We start from the raw sequence: 13,693 nt of genomic DNA on the forward strand, positions 1-13,693 counted from the left end.
TTCCCTGCCAAATATTATACCTGCAAATCCACGAGATCTCTATGGTCACTAATAAAAAGAAATGATATACTTAAGCCCGAATTCTCTCGGAGGTAACGCGATGAAGAAGCATTTCATGACTCCTTTTCGAATGATCATAATTGCATATATTCTTTCCATGTTATTGTTCAGCTTTTTAATTTGGCTGCCGTTCTCACAAAAGCCAGGAGTAGACTTGAGTTATATGGATGCACTTTTCACCTCCGTCTCGGCAGTGAGCGTTACGGGCTTAACCGTCATTAACGTTTCGGAAACATTGAGTTTTGCGGGGGTCGTGGTTTTGGCACTGGCGATGCAAGTAGGTGGTATTGGCATTATGTCCATGGGTACGCTTGTATGGCTGTTGTTCGGACGAAAGATTAACTTATCCCAGCGTCTATTGATTATGGTAGATCAGAATCAATACCAGTTTTCTGGGATGGTAAAGTTAATGAGAGGGATCTTGTTATTAGCTCTTGCGATTGAAACAGTGGGAGCACTTGTGCTCGGAACCTACTATCTTCAATATTTTGACACGGCTGCAGAAGCTTATTACCAAGGGGCATTTGGTGCTCTCAGTGCCTTTACCAACGCTGGCTTCGATGTCACCGGGCAGTCATTAATCCCGTTTGCAAGCGATTATTATGTTCAGTTTATTGTCATCTTGCTCATTTTCTCTGGAGCCATCGGTTTTCCAGTATTGATGGAAGTAAAGGAATACTTTATAACGAAAGACAGCTTTTTTAAATTTAGTTTGTTTACGAAAATAACCGTGACTACCTATTTTTTCATTTTTGTATTAGGTGTCATTGGGATCTGGTTTCTAGAGAAAAATATGTTTTATGAAGGAATGGCGTGGCATCAGCAGTTGTTCTATTCACTCTTTAATTCAGCAACGACGCGGAGCGCAGGGCTTGCTACCATGGATGTTTCGTCTCTTACCCTTCCTACTTTGCTGTTTATGTCGGCCCTCATGGTCATCGGGGCAAGTCCTTCAAGTGTCGGCGGCGGCATCCGTACCACAACCCTAGCAGTTATGTTTTTGTCGATAAGAAGCTTTGCTCTCGGTAAAAGTGACGTGAAGGCTTTTGGAAGGGAGATTCATCCAGAGGATAAGCAAAAAGCATTTATGGTCATTTCGTTTTTTGTTTTTGGTTTATTTACCGCGGTCACGCTAATCAGTGCGTTGGAGCTTGAAAATTCGTCAGTAGAATTGATCGATATTATTTTTGAAGCGAGCTCAGCTTTTGGTACATGCGGCTTGTCAACTGGTATTACACCCACTTTGTCTAATGGAAGTCATCTTGTGTTAATGACCATGATGTTTATTGGACGGGTTGGCATACTTGCTTTCTTATTTTCGGTTAAACGAAAAGACACAGAATCGTATTTTAAATATCCAACAGAGCGTATGATCATTGGCTAACAGCGATTCTTTCATTGTTAAAAGCTCTTTGCAAACAAGTGTGATCGAGAGATACGACTTCTTGACTCCCTTTTAAACAGGGAGTACAATAAATTTGTCGGAATTATGAAAGGTCTGTAGAAACCTGTTTTGTCGGCAGACCAACTAGTCTCGACCTTTTCGCTGTTGACGAAAAGAATTAAATAATCAGTGCTCCAGAGGGACGTTCCCGATACATAAAGCTGGCAGTATAAAGAAACAGTCTCATAGCAGAGAGGATCATAGACTGTTTTTATTTTGGGAAGAGTACTATAAACGGAACGGAAAAGTCGATCCTCTGGAAGGAAACAGGGAGGTCGTTTTCATAAAACAAATTTTTTTAAAAAAGATTCTAGAAAACAGGAAAAAATTTATTAGGAGGAAAAGTAGGCATGGCTGAAAATCGTGAATTTATGAATCGTAGACTCCATTCCTTGTTAGGAGTCATCCCTGTGGGGTTATTTCTCACCCAGCATCTGGTTGTGAACCATTTTGCAACCAAAGGAGAAGCATCTTTTAATGCAGCTGCAGTCGTGATGGAAAACTTGCCATTCCGTATCTTTTTGGAATTCATTCTGATCTATCTTCCGATTTTGTTCCACGCAATTTATGGTCTTTTTATTGTTTTTCAAACTAAAAACAATACGAAACGCTATGGTTATTTCCGTAACCAGATGTTCTTTCTGCAACGTGTAACAGGGGTCATTTTGGTAATCTTTATTGCATGGCATGTGTGGGAAACCCGCGTACAAGCTGCTCTTGGTGCAGAAGTTAATTTTGACATGATGGCCGATATTTTAAGCAGTCCCTTTATGATGATTTTCTATATCATAGGTGTGCTTTCAGCAACCTTTCATTTTTCTAATGGGTTATGGTCGTTCCTCGTATCTTGGGGTATTACCGTGAGTCCTCGTTCCCAACACATCGTAACGTATGTGACCATAGCAATTTTCATTGTTCTGTCTGTGATTGGAATGAGAGCGTTATTTGCTTTTGTATCCTGATTTGACTTAGCCAATACTTAAGGAGTGGGTCTTACAATGAGTAAAATTATCGTAGTCGGCGGCGGATTAGCCGGCTTGATGTCGACAATAAAAGCAGCAGAGGCAGGTATGCAGGTTGACTTGTTCTCCGTTGTTCCAGTTAAACGTTCACACTCTGTTTGTGCCCAAGGCGGTATTAATGGTGCAGTGAATACAAAAGGGGAGGGTGATTCTCCTTGGATTCACTTTGACGACACTATTTATGGTGGAGACTTTTTAGCTAACCAGCCCCCTGTTAAAGCAATGTGTGAAGCAGCACCTGGGATTATCAATTTGCTCGATCGAATGGGCGTTATGTTTAACCGTACTGCTGAAGGACTGTTAGACTTCCGCCGTTTTGGCGGCACGCAGCATCACCGTACTGCTTATGCAGGAGCGACTACCGGTCAGCAGCTGCTTTACGCACTGGATGAACAAGTACGTCGGTACGAAGTTGCCGGGCTGGTTAATAAATATGAAGCATGGGAATTCACTTCAGCGGTGATGGATGAAGATGGACGATGCCGGGGGATCACGGCACAAAACTTACGCTCCATGGAAATTGACAGTTTCCGCGGTGACGCTGTGATTATGGCAACAGGCGGACCTGGTATCGTATTTGGTAAATCGACAAACTCGGTCATCAATACAGGTTATGCGGCAGCTAAACTGTATGAACAAGGTGTATACTATGCCAATGGCGAATTCATTCAAATACACCCGACCGCTATTCCCGGAGACGATAAGCTTCGTCTCATGAGTGAATCTGCGCGTGGCGAGGGTGGACGCGTATGGACATACAAAGACGGAAAACCTTGGTATTTCCTTGAGGAAAAATATCCAGCGTACGGAAACCTGGTTCCACGTGACATCGCGACACGCGAAATTTTCGATGTGTGTGTGAACCAGAAGCTTGGCATCAACGGTGAAAACATGGTGTACTTGGACCTTTCGCACAAAGATCCAAAAGAGCTGGACATCAAACTTGGCGGCATTATGGAAATTTATGAAAAGTTCATGGGTGACGATCCGCGTAAAGTGCCAATGAAAATATTCCCTGCGGTACATTATTCCATGGGTGGACTTTGGGTCGATTATGATCAAATGACAAATGTTCCCGGGCTGTTTGCTGCAGGCGAGTGTGACTATAGCCAGCACGGAGCCAATAGACTCGGAGCAAACTCTCTCGTATCGGCGATTTATGGTGGAATGGTCGCAGGACCAAACGCTGTAGAATATGTGAACGGCCTTGAAAAGTCGTCTGAAGATATTTCATCTGACATATATGATAATGAATTAAAGGTGGAACAAGAAAGATTTGACAACATTATGAAAATGGACGGAAAAGAAAATGCCTATGTCCTTCATAAAGAACTTGGTGAGTGGATGACTGATAATGTGACCGTTGTCCGTCACAATGATAAATTGCTAAAAACCGATGAGAAGATCCAAGAATTGATGGAACGCTGGGAAAACATCAATATGATTGATACTGCAAAATGGAGCAATCAGGCAGCCTCTTTCACTCGTCAATTGAAAGGGATGCTGAACCTTGCACGTGTGATGACACTCGGTGCTTACAATCGTAATGAAAGCCGTGGTGCCCACTATAAGCCAGAGTTTCCGGAACGAAATGATGAAGAGTTCCTAAAAACGACGAAGGCAAAGTATAATCCTGCAAAAGTTGGACCGGATTTTGAATATGAAGAGGTAGACACCTCGCTTATTAAACCACGTAAGCGTGACTACTCTCAGAAACATGAAGTGTCCAAGCAAGGAGCTGATAAGTAATGAGTGACAACAATAAAAAAGTTCGCTTTATTATTACTCGGCAGGACAGCCCGGAAAGCGAGCCTTACAAAGAAGAGTTTGAATTAAACTATCGTCCGAATATGAATGTCATCTCAGCATTAATGGAGATTCGTCGTACCCCTGTTAATGCTCAAGGAAAAGAAACGACACCGGTTATCTGGGATATGAACTGTCTGGAAGAAGTGTGTGGTGCTTGTTCCATGGTGATAAACGGGAAAGCACGACAATCCTGTACAGCTCTTGTTGACCAGCTTGAGCAGCCAATCCGTCTTGAGCCGATGCGCACCTTCCCGGTCGTGCGGGACTTGCTCATTGATAGAAGTAGAATGTTTGACTCCCTAAAAAGGGTAAAGGCTTGGATTCCCATTGACGGAACATATGACTTGGGGCCAGGACCGCGGATGGCAGAGAACAAACGGCAGTGGGCGTATGAACTATCAAAATGCATGACTTGCGGGGTATGTTTGGAAGCTTGTCCGAATGTTAATGACAAAAGTGATTTCATTGGCCCGGCACCACTTTCCCAAGTTCGTCTGTTTAATGCTCATCCAACTGGTGAGATGAACAAAGCAGAACGCTTAGAGACCTTGATGGGAGATGGGGGCCTTGCTGATTGTGGTAATGCTCAAAACTGTGTGCAATCATGTCCAAAAGGTATTCCACTGACGACTTCTATCGCTGCGTTGAACCGCGACACCGCCTTACAATCTTTTAAGAACTTCTTTGGCAGTGACAAACTATAATATATACCGTAACGCTGTCCCGCATATTTTCCGCGGGACAGTTTTTTTAACTGTCCCCAGCCTTTTCTTGGACTGTAACAGGATGAATACAATGCGCATAAAATATTGCACTGTATTCTTTCCATACTCCGACCCTTTGTAAGGCAGGAGCAGCAGCCTAATAAGAAAGGGTGAAGCCAATGAGGGATATGGACAGTACTTCCCGGGGACTGCTTACTAAGCGGGAACGGGAAGTGTTTGAATTGCTGGTCCAAGATAAAACAACAAAAGAAATTGCAGCCCAGCTATTTATAAGTGAAAAAACCGTCCGCAACCATATTTCAAATACAATGCAGAAGCTGGGTGTAAAGGGGCGCTCCCAAGCTGTTATCGAGTTAATCAGGATGGGGGAAATAACAATATAATTACTTTTGTAACTGCCGTGACTGATCCTCAGACGGCAGTTTTTTTCCAATTTCTATGCCTCTTGCAATACATCAAAAAAAAGGGGAGAATGAGAAAGATATTTAATAATTTTAAAAGGAAATTGAGGGACTGATTGTGAAACGACCAATTGGAATTATTGATTCAGGAGTTGGCGGGTTAACTGTTGCAAAGGAAATTGCACGCCAATTGCCAAAAGAAGAAATGATATACATCGGGGATACTGCGCGCTGTCCGTATGGATCCCGCCCTTCACAAGAAGTTAGAGCATTCACATGGGAGATGATTGAACGGCTGCTGGATGAAAACATTAAAATGCTTGTTATCGCATGTAATACGGCGACTGCTGTAGTTTTAGAGGAAGTAAGAGAGGCGTTATCCATCCCAGTAGTAGGAGTGGTTCAGCCTGGGGCTATTGCGGCGTTAAAAGTAACAACACGGAACCACATCGCGGTTATTGGAACGGAAGGGACTGTCACTAGTGGTGCATATGTCAAAGCATTAGAAATGATAAATGAAAAAGTGAAAGTCGAAAGCCTCGCCTGTCCTGCCTTTGTTCCACTGGTCGAGCAGGGGACATACAACAGGGAGGAAACATATAAGATTGTTAAAAAATCGCTTGACCCTCTTTTTGGAGTTTCTTTTGACACATTAATTTTAGGGTGTACTCATTACCCTCTTCTTCATGATGTCATTCAATCGGTAGTAGGAGATCACATATCATTAATTTCTTCCGGAGAGGAAACAGCAAGAGAAGTTAGCACGATTTTAAATTATAAGGAACTGTTATGTACAGGAATCAGAACACCACGGCACACCTTCTACACGACAGGCTCAACTAAGCGTTTTGCTGCGATTGCAAATCGTTGGATGGAAGGAGCAGTCACGGAAATTTCAAAGCTGTCGCTCGGAAACACGGCAAGTTTTTCAATGGAGTGATTTTGCAGATTAAATAGAATGGAGGTCTATTTTTGCCCACAGCTCGTATAAATAGTAGTACAAACTGCTCTGGGAGGGAATGGATCGATGAAAAAAAATAGCTTAATAGGAGCAGCGGCTTTCCTAATGATACTCTTTCTTCTGCAAGGATGCGGATTTAGCGGTGAGGATGCATCCGAAAAAATGGATGCACCTCCAGAAGAAGGGATAAGTGAGGTAGAGTGGGAACCGTTGGATGGTGAGGGTGATAGTCAACAGGAAAATAAAGAAAAAGGAAACGATGCCGGAGAAGCTGATGAAAAGGCAGCTGAAAATACGGTGGAAAGAGAGTTATATTTGATTAACGAAGATGGTTTAGTAGTGCCGCATACATTTTCACTACCAAAAGACAAGGCAGTCTTGAAGCAGTCACTTGAATATCTTGTTGCAGATGGTCCTTTGACACAGATGCTTCCAAATGGTTTTCAAGCTGTTTTACCACCCGGAACTGAAATAGACGTTCATTTAACAGAAGAGGGCACAGCAATTGCCGACTTTTCACCAGAGTTCAGGGATTACGATCCGAAGCATGAACAGGCTATTCTGGAAGCTGTTACCTGGACTTTAACACAGTTTGAAAACGTAAATGAGGTAGAAATCCAAATTAATGGGTATGAACAGGAGACAATGCCGGCAAACAATACTCCTATAGGTAAAGCGTATAGTAGAGCGAATGGGATTAATCTAGAAAGTGGCAATGTATCAGATATGACGAATAGTGATAGTGTCACCGTATATTTCTTATCTCAGACAGAAAATGATACGTATTTTGTCCCTGTTACACGAAGAGTAAATAATGAAAAAGAGAAAGAACCATTGGATGCTGCGGTAGAGGAGTTAATAAAAGGGCCTGCAGCAGATAGTCCGCTACACGGAGTATTCCGAGAGGGCGCTGCCCTGCACGATGCCGCGTCCATTAAAGATGAAACGGCTTCGTTAGTTTTTAATGAGGCAATTTTAACTGAAAAAGAAGGCACAGCTGTAGCAGAAGATGTCGTACATGCTGTTACACTTACAGCAACGGAAGTAAGCGGGGTCGAAAATGTAAGTCTGAGTGTGAATGGCTTGGAAGACGCATTAGAAGTGTCTGGGAATCCTATTGATAAACCGCTAGTACGCCCTGCATCTGTCAATCCGGAGTGATCTTAGCATTTTGTGGATTATTCTGCTATAATCGAAAGACTAAAGAGGCGGCAATGCTGCCTCTTTTTATGCGTAAGCAAATAGACAAAACGTTGATTTTTTCTTGAAATTAGGGAGGAAGACAGAAATGACACGAATCGATGGCAGAAAAGAAAATGAAATACGATCAGTGGTAATAGATGCGGGTTTTTTAAAACATCCGGAAGGCTCTGTATTAATTACAGTGGGAGAGACGAAAGTAATTTGTACAGCTAGCATCGAAGACCGTGTCCCACCTTTCATGAGAGGAAAAGGAAAAGGTTGGATTGCCGCCGAGTACTCGATGCTCCCGCGAGCAACAGAACAACGAAATATCCGAGAAGCAGCTAAAGGCAAGTTAAGCGGGCGTACGATGGAAATACAGCGTCTTATCGGCCGTTCTTTGCGCGCGGTAGTTGATTTGTCAAAAATCGGTGAACGGACAATCTGGGTGGATTGTGATGTGATTCAGGCTGATGGAGGAACTAGAACTGCTTCTATTACGGGAGCGTTTGTGGCTGTGGCCGAAGCGCTTAAAAATCATAGGGATGAAAGAAAAATACCTACACTTCCCATAACCGATTATTTGGCTGCTATTTCCGTAGGCATTGACCCGGACAAACGTGTATTGCTAGACTTGTGCTATAAAGAAGATGCAGCAGCTGCTGTCGACATGAATGTTGTGATGACCGGGAGCGGTGAATTTGTTGAGTTACAAGGAACTGGTGAAGAAGCCGCCTTTTCACGTGAACAGCTTAACCAGCTTCTTGATTCTAGCGAACAAGGCTTGAAAGAGCTGTTTCGTATACAACGGGAAGTGTTAGGAGAAACTGCTGCTGAAATTGATAAACAGATTTCAGGTAAGGAAAGGTAATATGGAAAAAGTAATGATAGCCACGAAGAATAATGGCAAAGTTAAAGAATTTAAAGAGATGTTAGGAAGCGGTCTTACCGTGCAGTCACTTCTTGACCTGCCTTTTCAAGATATAGAGGAAACGGGACAGACATTTGCCGAAAACGCCATTTTAAAAGCACAAGCTGTCCATGATGCTTGGAACTGTACGGCGATAGCAGATGATTCCGGACTTGAAATAGACGCACTTCATGGTAAACCAGGAATATATTCAGCGCGCTATGCGGGCCCTGCTAAAAATGATCAAGCGAATATAGAAAAAGTGTTATGGGAATTGGAAGGTGTACCTATTGAAAAAAGAACAGCACGGTTCGTCTGTGTCATAGCTGTAGCTGTTCGTGATCACACACACCTTTTCAAGGGTACTTGCGAGGGTAGAATAGCTTTGTATCCCAGCGGTGATAATGGTTTTGGCTACGACCCCATTTTTTATATACCAAGCCAAAAAGCGACGATGGCGGAACTTCCCTCTGATCAAAAAAACAGGCTCAGCCACCGCTACCATGCATTGGAACAATTAACACAGAAATGGGACAGCATTTTTCAGTGAATAATATGCGCGGATGAGGAGGAAATTTTCAATGAAGTGTTTAATTATTAGCGATAGTCACGGTGATGAACAACACGTAAAAGAAGTAATCAACAGCTGTCTTGATGAGGTAGACGCTGTTATTCATTGCGGTGACTCTGAATTATCCTCCTCATCGCCCATCTTAGAAAAGGCGTATGTTGTACAAGGGAATTGTGACCTGCCGGGTTCATTTGCGGAAGATCGTCTGGAAACGGTAAAAGGGGTACGTATCTATGTTACTCACGGTCACCACTATAATGTGAAAATGTCATACGTGCCACTATCATACCGAGCAGAAGAAAAAGAAGCAGATCTTGTTTGCTTTGGTCACAGTCATGTCGCAGCTGCCTTTCAGGAAAACGGTGTCTTATATATCAATCCAGGAAGTTTAGTTCAGCCAAGAGGCCGGCAAGAAAAAACCTACGCGATGGTAGAATACCGACTAAAGGGCAGGCATGCAGAAGTGCACTTTTACAAACCAGATGGGGAAGAGGTTCCTGAACTCCATTCTGAAATTTGGTTATCTAATTGATCAATTTTAGATATTAATAGTTGACTTGTTCAGATGAATGAGATATTATGAATAATGTCGCTGATTACGTAGCTCGGATAAAAATGAGTCCCAGTAGCTCAGTAGGATAGAGCAACGGCCTTCTAAGCCGTCGGTCGGGAGTTCGAATCTCTCCTGGGACGCCATACGAATAACAATCATTCCCTTGTAACGACTGCAAGGGTTTTTTATTGGGTTATTTTGCAACACTAGGTTTCGTTTACATACATCGGGATCATCAGTGAATTTTTTAAAAATATTCTATTCCCTTTATAGATAACATGTAAACGTATACATAGATGGGCGTATCATAGAACCTGTTATTATTTTTAGAAAAATGGTTGACCATAGTAGTCTTTCGGCGTATTATTAACCTCAAATAGATGAAATAAACATGAAGTTTTTAATACTTGGAAGAACATCAGGAGTGATCAGCAGTGGGGGAGCAATGGATCTATTTAAATGGTGAATTCGTAAGGAAAGAAGATGCTAAGATTTCTGTATATGATCATGGCTTCTTATACGGTGATGGTGTGTTTGAAGGCATCCGTGCATACGATGGGAACGTTTTTAAATTATCAGAGCATCTCATTCGTCTCTTTAACTCAGCGAAATCGATTATGTTGAATATACCGTATACAATAAACGAACTGGCTGATATTATTGTAGAGACGATTAAGAGAAATGAGCTCCGTAATGCCTACATCCGTATCGTCGTATCACGCGGCATTGGCAATCTTGGTCTTGACCCCGCTTCTTGTTCAACACCGCAGGTTATCGTAATAGCAGAGGAATTGGCAATTTATCCAGAAGAATTTTATGAAAACGGATTGGAAATTGTCACGGTTCCAACTCGACGGAACCGCTCTGATGTATTAAGCCCGAAAGTAAAGTCGCTTAATTATCTTAATAATATATTAGTGAAGCTGGAAGCTCGTCAGGCCGGCGTAAGTGAAGCCTTAATGCTTAATAATGAAGGATATGTAGCGGAGGGATCTGCAGATAATATATTTATCCTTCGGTCGGGAACATTTTACACCCCGCCCGGTTATATCGGAGCACTTGAAGGCATCACACGACAGGCGATTATTGAGATCGCCGAAGCTCTCGGCTATGAACTGAAAGAAGAACCTTTTACACGTCATGATGTCTACACGGCGGATGAAGTCTTTTTGACAGGAACTGCCGCAGAGGTGATAGCAGTGATTAAAGTAGACGGACGTCCAATCGGGGATGGGAAACCGGGAGAGAAAACAAAGGAGCTTCTTAAAGTCTTTCGCCATAAAGTTGTGGAAGATGGAGTTTCCATTGACGCATATCAAGCTAATTTAGAAGTAAACTAACGGTAAAACCACATTATTTTGAATAAAAGCAGATAATTCGTGAAAGATACAGCAAAATTTGTTATCATATAAATACGTTGACGAGGATAAGTAACTTTTGAAGAAGGTTTCTACAGAGAGCCGCAGACAGCTGAGAAGCGGTGTGACCAGCAGAAGTGAACTCACCTCCGAGTGCTTTTGTGAACATCTTTGTATAAGTAGCAAAAGCCGGGTGGAAAGTACATCTTCACCCGTTATCAAAAACTAGACAGAGCATTGCGCTCCGTCGCGGAGGCGGCTTAACAAGCCGTGAAGAAGGGTGGTACCGTGAAAAGTAGTCTTTTCGCCCCTTCGGTCAGTTTAACAGCGGCCGACTAGGGTGGGAAGACTTTTTTGTTATGTGCAGATGTAAGATGTAATTGATTTTAAGCGTTACTATAGTGAAGGAGGAACAAAGATGAGTCCAAAAATTAAAGAAGTAGATGGGCGCGAATTGTATACAGGAAACCAAGAAATGACAGGGTCAAGCATGCTCATTCAAGCGCTTGCCAGGGAAAATGTGGATGTCATCTTTGGTTACCCGGGAGGTGCTATCCTTCCTACCTATGATGAAATATATCGAACAGGGATCCGTCATATCCTTGCCCGTCATGAACAAGGTGCTATTCATGCCGCAGAAGGATACGCCCGCATTTCGGGTAAACCAGGTGTTTGTGTAGTGACTTCCGGGCCGGGGGCGACTAACGTCATCACCGGGATTGCGGATGCGATGATTGATTCGCTGCCGCTTGTAGTAATTACTGGGCAGGTAGCTACCACAGTTATCGGAACGGACGCATTCCAGGAAGCTGACATCATTGGGGTGACAATGCCGATTACGAAGCATAATTACCAGGTTCGGGAGGTAGATGAACTTCCACGTATTATCAAAGAGGCATTCCACATTGCGACAACCGGCCGACCGGGACCGGTACTCATTGATTTACCAAAGGACGTCTCGACGGCAAGCGGTTTTTTCAACTATGATCAGCCGTTAGATCTGCCTGGTTATCAGCCAACCATCGTACCGAATAAATTACAAATCAAAAAATTGGCAGATGCTGTGACCAATGCAAAAAAACCTGTAGTGTTGGCAGGGGCCGGTGTTCTCCATGCAGGCGGCTCAGCAGAGTTTCTTGAGTATATTGAGCAGCAACAAATTCCGGTTGCGAATACGCTGCTTGGACTTGGGTCATTCCCTGGGACACATCCGTTGTCTCTCGGTATGGCTGGAATGCATGGAACGTATACGGCAAACATGGCATTACATGAGGCAGACCTGTTAATCAGTATCGGCGCTCGCTTTGATGACCGTGTAACTGGTGCTCTTCAACATTTTGCACCAAATGCTAAAGTGGCCCACATCGACATTGATCCGGCAGAGATCGGAAAAAATATTGAAACTGCTATACCTGTAGTAGGGGATGCCAAAGAGGCACTTTCAATGTTAATTGCTGAAAACGGTACCCCGTCACATTGTGATAAGTGGAAACAGCAGATTGCTGATTGGAAAAGTGAATTTCCGCTTTGGTACAAAGAGGACGGTGAATCATTAAAGCCACAGCGTTTAATTGAAATGATTTATGAAGAAACCAATGGAGACGCTATTGTGACGACTGATGTTGGCCAACATCAAATGTGGGCGGCGCAATTTTATAAATTTGACCAGCCGAACCGCTGGGTTACGTCCGGAGGACTTGGTACTATGGGCTTTGGATTCCCTTCCGCTATTGGTGCCCAATTTGCAGAACCGGAGAAACAAGTGGTAGCAGTTCTCGGCGATGCAGGATTTCAGATGACTGCTCAAGAGATGTCCATTTTGCAAGAGTTGAACTTGCCGGTTAAAATCATTCTCGTGAACAACGCCGCACTTGGCATGGTACGCCAATGGCAGGAGCTGTTTTATGATGAAAGGTATTCCAATTCCTTATTCCCGATCCAGCCGGATTTTATCAAAATGGCTGAAGCATATAACATTAAAGGGTGGAAAGTTGACGATCCAAAAGAAATGCAGACAGCGTTAAAAGAAGCACTCGAATATGATGGACCTGTGTTAATGGATTGTCGAGTAACAAAGGATGAAAATGTATATCCCATGATTGCTCCCGGGAAAGGCCATCATGAAATGGAGGGAATCAAGCCATGAAGCGTACAATTATCGCAACTGTAAATAATACCTCTGGTGTTATGAACCGGATTACCGGCCTCTTTGCACGCCGTCATTTCAACATTGAAAGTATTACAGTTGGCATGACGGAAAATCCAGCAATTTCAAGAATGACCTTCGTCATTAATGTTGATGATGAGAGGGGACTGGACCAGGTCATTAAGCAGCTGTACAAACAAGTCGATGTTTTGAAGGTGCGCGATATTACCGATGAAGCGATCGTTGCCAGGGAGCTTGCTCTTATTAAGATTGTAGCAGCCCCGCAAAATCGCGGAGAAATATCCGCATTGGTAGAACCCTTCCGTGCATCCATTGTGGATGTCGGCAGGGAGAGCATCACGCTTCAGGTAACAGGGGATCAACAAAAAGTCGAAGCACTTATCGATCTTGTGAAACCCTATGGCATCAAAGAACTGGCCCGTACTGGTATCACTGCATTTAAGCGCGGTACGAAGAAAAGTGTCTTTGATGGTCCGAAGTACTCTATTATCAACTAAAATTTTATTACACACTAAAGGAGAGAATTGATT

13 protein-coding genes, 1 tRNA gene and 1 other annotated feature are annotated in these 13,693 nt (G+C 43.2%); all 14 genes read left to right on the forward strand.

Annotated features, from left to right (window positions below; translation table 11 throughout):
- The first annotated feature begins 100 nt into the window (after positions 1-100).
- A complete protein-coding gene (locus tag LOR49_RS03210) occupies positions 101-1,444 on the forward strand; it encodes a TrkH family potassium uptake protein (RefSeq protein ID WP_240374664.1) in 1,344 nt (447 codons plus the stop codon).
- A gap of 410 nt (positions 1,445-1,854) precedes the next feature.
- A complete protein-coding gene (locus LOR49_RS03215) occupies positions 1,855-2,466 on the forward strand; it encodes a succinate dehydrogenase cytochrome b558 subunit (RefSeq protein ID WP_240374665.1) in 612 nt (203 codons plus the stop codon).
- 36 nt (positions 2,467-2,502) lie between these two features.
- Positions 2,503-4,275 carry a succinate dehydrogenase flavoprotein subunit gene (sdhA, locus tag LOR49_RS03220; RefSeq protein ID WP_240374666.1) on the forward strand — a complete coding sequence of 591 codons (1,773 nt, stop codon included), beginning with the start codon at positions 2,503-2,505 and terminating at the stop codon, positions 4,273-4,275.
- Positions 4,275-5,039, forward strand: a complete 765-nt coding sequence (sdhB, locus tag LOR49_RS03225; RefSeq protein WP_240374667.1) for a succinate dehydrogenase iron-sulfur subunit — start codon at positions 4,275-4,277, stop codon at positions 5,037-5,039. The genes sdhA and sdhB overlap by 1 nt, the downstream gene beginning before the upstream one ends.
- Positions 5,040-5,218: 179 nt before the next feature.
- Positions 5,219-5,443, forward strand: coding sequence for a helix-turn-helix domain-containing protein (locus LOR49_RS03230; protein ID WP_240374668.1), 225 nt, complete (start codon positions 5,219-5,221; stop codon positions 5,441-5,443).
- A gap of 136 nt (positions 5,444-5,579) precedes the next feature.
- Positions 5,580-6,401, forward strand: a complete 822-nt coding sequence (gene racE / locus LOR49_RS03235) for a glutamate racemase (RefSeq protein WP_338021115.1) — start codon at positions 5,580-5,582, stop codon at positions 6,399-6,401.
- Between the two features lie 87 nt (positions 6,402-6,488).
- Positions 6,489-7,583 (forward strand): GerMN domain-containing protein, encoded by a 1,095-nt coding sequence (locus LOR49_RS03240; protein ID WP_240374669.1) that lies wholly within the window; start codon positions 6,489-6,491, stop codon positions 7,581-7,583.
- Positions 7,584-7,710: 127 nt separating this feature from the next.
- Positions 7,711-8,475 carry a ribonuclease PH gene (gene rph, locus LOR49_RS03245; protein WP_240374670.1) on the forward strand — a complete coding sequence of 255 codons (765 nt, stop codon included), beginning with the start codon at positions 7,711-7,713 and terminating at the stop codon, positions 8,473-8,475.
- Position 8,476: 1 nt separating this feature from the next.
- Complete coding sequence (locus LOR49_RS03250; protein WP_240374671.1) at positions 8,477-9,064, forward strand: XTP/dITP diphosphatase; 588 nt, start codon at positions 8,477-8,479, stop codon at positions 9,062-9,064.
- 31 nt (positions 9,065-9,095) lie between these two features.
- Entirely contained in the window at positions 9,096-9,617 is a 522-nt protein-coding gene (locus tag LOR49_RS03255) for a metallophosphoesterase (protein ID WP_240374672.1), read from the forward strand.
- 87 nt (positions 9,618-9,704) lie between these two features.
- A tRNA-Arg gene (locus LOR49_RS03260) sits at positions 9,705-9,781 on the forward strand.
- 291 nt (positions 9,782-10,072) lie between these two features.
- Entirely contained in the window at positions 10,073-10,978 is a 906-nt protein-coding gene (gene ilvE, locus LOR49_RS03265) for a branched-chain-amino-acid transaminase (RefSeq protein ID WP_240374673.1), read from the forward strand.
- 68 nt (positions 10,979-11,046) lie between these two features.
- Positions 11,047-11,311: a binding site (T-box leader), on the forward strand.
- A 103-nt stretch (positions 11,312-11,414) separates the two neighbouring features.
- A complete protein-coding gene (gene ilvB / locus LOR49_RS03270; RefSeq protein ID WP_240374674.1) occupies positions 11,415-13,142 on the forward strand; it encodes an acetolactate synthase large subunit in 1,728 nt (575 codons plus the stop codon).
- The gene (ilvN, locus tag LOR49_RS03275) at positions 13,139-13,660 is read left to right on the forward strand and encodes an acetolactate synthase small subunit (protein ID WP_240374675.1); all 522 of its coding nucleotides are present in this window, start codon (positions 13,139-13,141) and stop codon (positions 13,658-13,660) included. The genes ilvB and ilvN overlap by 4 nt, the downstream gene beginning before the upstream one ends.
- Positions 13,661-13,693: the final 33 nt, after the last annotated feature.

It is taken from the genome of Bacillus piscicola, assembly GCF_022458745.1.
GTDB classification, from domain to species: Bacteria; Bacillota; Bacilli; order Bacillales; family Marinococcaceae; genus Alteribacillus_A; species Alteribacillus_A piscicola.

What these genes read in the sequence shown, in the direction of transcription:
- LOR49_RS03210 (WP_240374664.1), top strand. Translation starts at nt 101, where the DNA reads ATGAAGAAGCATTTCATGACTCCTTTTCGAATGATCATAATTGCATAT.
- LOR49_RS03215 (WP_240374665.1), top strand. Translation starts at nt 1,855, where the DNA reads ATGGCTGAAAATCGTGAATTTATGAATCGTAGACTCCATTCCTTGTTA.
- sdhA (WP_240374666.1), top strand. Translation starts at nt 2,503, where the DNA reads ATGAGTAAAATTATCGTAGTCGGCGGCGGATTAGCCGGCTTGATGTCG.
- sdhB (WP_240374667.1), top strand. Translation starts at nt 4,275, where the DNA reads ATGAGTGACAACAATAAAAAAGTTCGCTTTATTATTACTCGGCAGGAC.
- LOR49_RS03230 (WP_240374668.1), top strand. Translation starts at nt 5,219, where the DNA reads ATGAGGGATATGGACAGTACTTCCCGGGGACTGCTTACTAAGCGGGAA.
- LOR49_RS03240 (WP_240374669.1), top strand. Translation starts at nt 6,489, where the DNA reads ATGAAAAAAAATAGCTTAATAGGAGCAGCGGCTTTCCTAATGATACTC.
- rph (WP_240374670.1), top strand. Translation starts at nt 7,711, where the DNA reads ATGACACGAATCGATGGCAGAAAAGAAAATGAAATACGATCAGTGGTA.
- LOR49_RS03250 (WP_240374671.1), top strand. Translation starts at nt 8,477, where the DNA reads ATGGAAAAAGTAATGATAGCCACGAAGAATAATGGCAAAGTTAAAGAA.
- LOR49_RS03255 (WP_240374672.1), top strand. Translation starts at nt 9,096, where the DNA reads ATGAAGTGTTTAATTATTAGCGATAGTCACGGTGATGAACAACACGTA.
- ilvB (WP_240374674.1), top strand. Translation starts at nt 11,415, where the DNA reads ATGAGTCCAAAAATTAAAGAAGTAGATGGGCGCGAATTGTATACAGGA.
- ilvN (WP_240374675.1), top strand. Translation starts at nt 13,139, where the DNA reads ATGAAGCGTACAATTATCGCAACTGTAAATAATACCTCTGGTGTTATG.